We start from the raw sequence: 6,049 nt of genomic DNA, 5'->3' as shown, positions 1-6,049 counted from the left end.
GGTACAGCGGCGGGTGCCTGGGCCTACTTTGCGCAGGCGACTGCTTGGCGGGTGCCGCATTTCCTGGCACTCCACCAGGGCCTCGAAACACTCTCGATCGTGGTGTCGGCGCTGGTTTTTGCGGTGGGCTGGAAGGCCCACAGCTTCAATCCGCAGCGAAACGTGTTCATCCTCGCTTGCGGCTTTCTGGGGGTGGCGCTTCTGGACTTCTCGCACATGCTGTCCTACGCCGGCATGCCTGACTATGTCACGCCCAATTCGGTGGCCAAGGGCATCAGCTTCTGGTTGCCTGCGCGGTATCTGGGCGCGGCAAGCTTGTTGTGGGCACTGGCCTTGCAGTGGCATGCAACGGGCCATGGGGTGTCGGCAGGCCCCCGTCGGTACATGGTGTTGGGGTTGGTACTTGGGGTTGTGGCTGCGGTGCATGGAGTGGTCTTCTGGTATCCGCACCTGTACCCCGCAACCTATGGCGCCGAGGGCCTGACACCGTTCAAGATCACCGCAGAGTACGGCGTGATCGCGCTCTACATCGTGGCCCTGGCGCAGCTGCTGCGTCTGGCGCGGGGGCATGCATCCTTCGATGTGGCCCGGTTGTTTGCTGCGGTCTGGGTGCTGGCCCTGAGTGAGGTTTTTTTCACGTTGTATGCGACGGCCACAGACCTGTTCAACCTGCTGGGCCATGTGTACAAGGTGCTGGGCTACTACTACCTGTATCGCGCAGTTTTTGTTGGAACCATTGAGGCACCTTACCGGGCATTGAAGCAATCCGACAAGGCCTTGCGCGCGGTGCTGGATGCGGTGCCCGACCTGATGTTCGAGGTGACACGCGATGGACGCTACGTGCAGATCCATACCCGCCAGCCTGAACTGCTGCTGATGCCTGCCGAGCGGGTGATTGGGCGTTCGGTGCACGACATCTTGCCGCCGCAGGCCGCCTCCGTGGCGCAGTCGGCCATTGACGCTGCGGCCGAGCACGGCATGGCCCGTGATTTTCAGTACACCTTGGACCTGCCCGATGGCAGGCACTGGTTTGAGCTGTCCGTGGCCCGCAAGGCGATGGAGGAGGGGCGGGAAGCCCATTTTGTGGTGCTGTCGCGGGACATCACGCAGCGCGTGGAGACGCTAGACACCCTGCGCAAGCTGCGCCATGCCGTGGAGCAGGCTCCACATTCGATCTTTATTGCCGGTGCCGACGGCAACATTGAGTATGTGAACCCAGCTTTTTCTGCCACCTCCGGGTACCTACCCGAGGAGGTGATGGGCCGCAATCCGCGCCTGCTGAGCGCCGGGTCGACTCCGCCATCGGTGTACCAGGACCTGTGGGCGCACCTTGCCTCGGGGCGGGCGTGGCGAGGCGAGTTCCTCAACCGCCGCAAGGATGGCCGTGAATACTACGAGGCCGCCATCATCTCGCCGCTGCATGACGAGCAGGGTCGGATCACCCACTACCTGGCGGTGCAGGAGGACGTGACCGAACGCAAGCGTGACGAGGAGCGCATCCGCAAGCTGGTCAATTTTGATGCGCTCACCGGGCTGCCCAACCGGACCATGTTTGCATCGCGTTTCAGCCAGGCGCTGGCGCTCACCCAGCGTAGCGGGCAGCGGCTGGCGCTGCTGTACCTGGATCTGGACCACTTCAAGAACGTCAATGATTCCCTGGGTCACCAGGTGGGCGATGAACTGCTGGTCGAGATCGCGCGCCGGCTGCAACAGGTGGTGCGGGATGAAGACACCGTGTCGCGCCCCGGCGGGGACGAATTCATCATCGTGCTGCCCTTGGCGGATGCGCAGCATGCCGCGCATGCTGCCGAGCGCCTGCAGGCTGAGGTGCGCCGCGTGTGCCTGCTGGGCCACCATGAGCTGGTGGTGACATCGTCCATCGGCATCGCGATGTACCCCGAGGACGGCGGCGAGTTCGAGACGCTGGCGCAGCGCGCGGACGCAGCCATGTTCCGTGCCAAGGAGACGGGGCGCGACACCTACCGCTTCTTCTCCGCCGATATGCAGGCGCGTTCGTTGCGGGTGCTGCAGCTTGAAAACGCGCTGCGCAGCGCCGTGGTGCAAGACCAGCTGGCCTTGCATTACCAGCCCCAGATCCGCTTGCGGGATGGTCGGGTCGTAGGGGTTGAAGCGCTGCTGCGCTGGAACCATCCGGAGTTTGGCGCGGTCAGCCCGGCAGAGTTCATCCCCGTGGCCGAGAGCAGCGGGCAGATTCTGGGCATTGGGGAATGGGTGCTCCGCACGGCGCTGGCCCAGGCCAGGGCCTGGCATGGGACTGCCGGGTTGGGGTTCACGGGCTTCACCGTTGCAGTCAATTTATCGATGGTGCAGTTCCGCCACCCGGGTCTGGTGGAGATGGTGCAGAGGGTGTTGGCCGAAAGCGGGGTGCCGCCGCAGATGCTGGAACTGGAGCTGACCGAAAGCATCGCTATGGACGCACCCGAGAAGGTGATTGCGATTGTTCAGCAGCTGTTTGACCTGGGGGTTCAGCTGTCCATCGATGACTTTGGCACCGGGTACTCTTCGTTCAGCTACATCCAGAGGCTGCGAGTGCACAAGCTCAAGATCGACCAGTCCTTCGTACGCCACCTGGGCGAAGGGGGCAATGCCCAGCACATCGTGCGGGCCATCATTGGGCTCGCGCAGAGTCTGGGCCTGGAGACCATCGCCGAGGGGGTGGAGACTGCCGAGCAGTCGGCGGCGCTGCTGTCGCTGGGGTGTGACACCGGCCAGGGTTACCACTTCAGCCGTCCGGTGCCTGTGGCCCAGCTGGATGCCTGGATGACTGCCCGCACCCGTCCGCAGGGTTGACCGGGGTGCTCCGGTGGGGCAAGGCAGCGGTACTTTCCAGGAAGAAGAGGGCGGAATTGAAGGTTTTTAAGCCCTCTGCGCGCTATGGATAAGCGGTTGTAGCTATGGATTTAATAGCGTTTGTACAAACCACCCAGGCGCAGAAGGCTCCCGGGCCCTTTGGCTGCTGTCAGCGCGGTGCCAGGCGGATGGCGCCGTCCAGGCGAATCACTTCGCCGTTGAGCATGTCGTTTTCGAAAATGTGCTGCACGAGCTTGGCATAGTCCTGTGGTGTACCCAGGCGGCTGGGGAAGGGTACGCCAGCTGCCAGCGCATCCTGCACTTCCTGGGGCATGCCAAACAGCATGGGCGTGCCGAAGATGCCGGGGGCGATGGTCATGTTGCGGATGCCGTTGCGCGCCAGGTCGCGGGCAATCGGCAGGGTCATGCCCACCACACCACCCTTGGAGGCGGAATAGGCGGCCTGGCCGATCTGGCCGTCATACGCCGCGACGCTTGCAGTGGAGATCAGTGCACCGCGCTCGCCAGTGGCTTCGGGCTCGTTCTTGCTCATGGCTTCGGCAGCCAGGCGGATCATGTTGAAGCTGCCGATCAGGTTGACGGTGATGGTCTTGCTGAACAGGGCCAGCGCATGCGCGCCGTTCTTGCCCACGGTTTTTTCGGCGGGCGCGACGCCTGCGCAGTTGACCAGGCCCATGAGCTTGCCCAGCGACACCGCCTTGGCCACCACGGCCTGGCCGTCGGCCTCGTTGCTCACATCACATTTAACAAAGGCACCGCCGATCTCCTTGGCCACGGCTTCGCCTTTTTCTGCCTGCATGTCGGCAATGACCACAGTGCCGCCCTGGGCGGCCAGCATGCGCGCCGTGCCTTCGCCCAGGCCCGATGCGCCGCCGGTAACGATGAATACCTTGCCCTTGATTTCCATGAGGTGCCTCCAGTAAGTGACGTTAACGTAAACGTCAATTATGGCGCATCTCATGTCAGCGCCGAAGGCGAAAAAAAGCCCGGGCGAAGCCGGGCTTGTCGGAGGGCAGGGTGGGCTTACTGGAAGCCGACGCGGTCCAGCATCTGCTGCACCTTGGTCACATTGGCGCCCACGGCGCTGATCGGAATGGTCTCGCTCTTGAAGGGCTTGCCGTCCGTCATGGCCTTGAGGGCGGGGTTGTCCAGCGCCACACCTTTGGCGGCAGGCCACTCGTTGTTGCCGTTCGCGAAGTAGTTCTGGGCCTCGGGACTGGCCAGGTACTCCAGGAACTTGATGGCGTTGGCCTGGTTTTTGGAGTGCTTAGCCACTGCGCCACCGGCGATGTTCAGATGGGTGCCCCAGGATTCCTGGTTGGGGAATACCACGCCCACCTTGTTGACCACGGCCACGTCTTCGGGCTTGGTGGAACGCATCAGGCGGGCCAGGTAGTAGCTGTTGGTCACGGCGATGTCGCATTCGCCAGCGGCCACGGCCTTGATCTGGTCAGTGTCACCACCCTTGGGGGGGCGGGCCAGGTTCGCCACCATGCCCTTGAGCCAGGCTTCGGCCTTTTGCTCGCCCACATGCTCGGTCACCGCGCCGAACAGGCTCAGGTTGTAGGGGTGCGAGCCCGAGCGGATGCACAGCTTACCCTTGTTCTTGGGGTCACCCAGCTCTTCGTAGGTGTCCACGTCGGCTTTCTGGACCTTGACCTTGTTGTAGACGATCACGCGGGCGCGAGTGGACAGGCCGTACCAGGCAATGCCGCCATCGGCGACGGGATTGCTGCGCAGGTTGGCGGGAATGGCGTCGTTGAGCACCTTGGACTTGATGGGCTGGAACAGGCCATCGACTTCACCCTTGTAGAGACGCGCTGCATCCACCAGCAGGATCACGTCAGCAGGCGACGCTGAACCCTCGGCCTTGAGGCGCGCCAGGATGCCTGCGTCGTCCGCGTCCACACGGTTGATCTTGATGCCGGTGGCCTTGGTGAAGCCGGTGTACAGGGCTTCGTCGGTGGAATAGTGGCGGGCCGAGTAGAGGTTGACGACCTGCTCCTGGGCATGGACTCCGCTCGCGGCGGCGGCCAGGGCACAAACACTCAGCAAGGCTTTCACAGTCTTCGACATGGGATGCGTCTTTCGGGGGTTGTTACTGTCGCAATGATAAAACAAACGCGAATTATTCTTAATAAATATCCCGAATGGGGCCCGGGATTGCGGCAGATAGCTGATGTAGTGCAAGGCAAGATGGGCCGCGCGGCGCCTGCGCAGCAGTTGTGGGCCTGTGCGCCCACATGCCCGCGTTCTCTCGTCACGCGATGGCTGAATGGGGTGGGATCGAGCGGGCAAAAAAAAGCCCGGTCGCAAAACCGGGCTTTAAAAGGATCCTTGAAACGGGGGTTTCGAGAGGATCCAAGGAGACAACTCGCGCGCTGTACACAGGGTTTGTGTCGCAGCGCATGAATGAATTATCAGGGTAATCCCTGAATGCGGCCTAGAGGTTGCACTCCAGACCGCAGGTACGGGGCTTAGCGCTTGCGGGGAGCAGCGGTCTTGGCGGCGTTGGCAGCGGTGCTGGCCACGGCGTTGAAGTTGGCCTCGGCCACATCAGACGCTTGCTTGACGGCCTTTTGCACCGATTCAAATGCGTTGTTGGCGGCAGAGACGGCGCTCTTCATCACGGCCACGGCGGTTTCGGAACCGGCGGGGGCGTTCTTGGCGGCGCTGTCCACCAGATTGGTGAAAGCCTTCTGTGCGTCGGTGGCTTGCGATTCGAAAGCCTTGCCGAACTCGGCGCCGGTGCCCGAAGCGATGTCGTACAGGTGGCGGCTGTAAGCAGCGGTCTTTTCAGCCAGGGGCTGGAACAGGCCGGCTTGCAGGGCCAGCAGTTCTTGTGCGTCCTTAACGCCCAGCACGGCTTGCGTGTGGTTGGCGGCTTCCGACAGGGCGGCGCGCGAGGCGGTCACGTTCAGTTCCACCAGCTTTTCCACGCCTTCGAAGGCCTTGGTCGTCAGACCGAACAGGGTTTCGATGTTGGCTTTGTGCGAGGCCAGGATTTGTTCAGCGGTCAGCGTCATGTCATATCTCCTAAAAATGGGACCCAATGGGCCAGGGTGGCTTACAGACATCTGCGCTGACCGTGACCCGGTAGAGTCATGTTGCAGTGCAGCATGGGATGAATTTTAGGGACTTGCTGCGCGTTTGCAAGGTTTTTTTGTTGCACTGCAGCAAATTAGGTACGGCGCCCCAGAAATCCATGCCTTGCCAC

The 6,049-nt window shown here is 62.5% G+C and carries 4 protein-coding genes; 1 reads left to right on the top strand and 3 read right to left on the bottom strand.

Annotation, left to right across the window (positions count from 1 at the left end; translation table 11 throughout):
* On the top strand, positions 1–2,811 hold a 2,811-nt coding region (locus AC07Z7_RS19835; protein WP_494767389.1), incomplete at its 5' end, for a bifunctional diguanylate cyclase/phosphodiesterase.
* 169 nt (positions 2,812–2,980) lie between these two features.
* Here the strand turns inward: AC07Z7_RS19835 and AC07Z7_RS19830 are convergent.
* From AC07Z7_RS19830 to AC07Z7_RS19820, 3 genes are all read right to left on the bottom strand, one after another.
* Positions 2,981–3,739, bottom strand: a complete 759-nt coding sequence (locus tag AC07Z7_RS19830; protein WP_494767388.1) for a 3-hydroxyacyl-CoA dehydrogenase — start codon at positions 3,737–3,739, stop codon at positions 2,981–2,983.
* Between the two features lie 116 nt (positions 3,740–3,855).
* Entirely contained in the window at positions 3,856–4,908 is a 1,053-nt protein-coding gene (locus AC07Z7_RS19825) for an extracellular solute-binding protein (RefSeq protein WP_094290909.1), read from the bottom strand.
* A gap of 401 nt (positions 4,909–5,309) precedes the next feature.
* Positions 5,310–5,858, bottom strand: coding sequence for a phasin family protein (locus tag AC07Z7_RS19820; protein ID WP_094290910.1), 549 nt, complete (start codon positions 5,856–5,858; stop codon positions 5,310–5,312).
* Positions 5,859–6,049: the final 191 nt, after the last annotated feature.

The sequence above is a fragment of the Acidovorax sp. GW101-11A03 genome (assembly GCF_059424825.1).
The sequence above is the reverse complement of the archived record's forward strand: the minus strand, read 5'-3'. Positions and strand labels throughout refer to the sequence as shown.

Bases quoted from the DNA above. Each gene is read 5' to 3' on its own strand.
- AC07Z7_RS19830 (WP_494767388.1), bottom strand. From the start codon at position 3,739: ATGGAAATCAAGGGCAAGGTATTCATCGTTACCGGCGGCGCATCGGGC.
- AC07Z7_RS19825 (WP_094290909.1), bottom strand. From the start codon at position 4,908: ATGTCGAAGACTGTGAAAGCCTTGCTGAGTGTTTGTGCCCTGGCCGCC.
- AC07Z7_RS19820 (WP_094290910.1), bottom strand. From the start codon at position 5,858: ATGACGCTGACCGCTGAACAAATCCTGGCCTCGCACAAAGCCAACATC.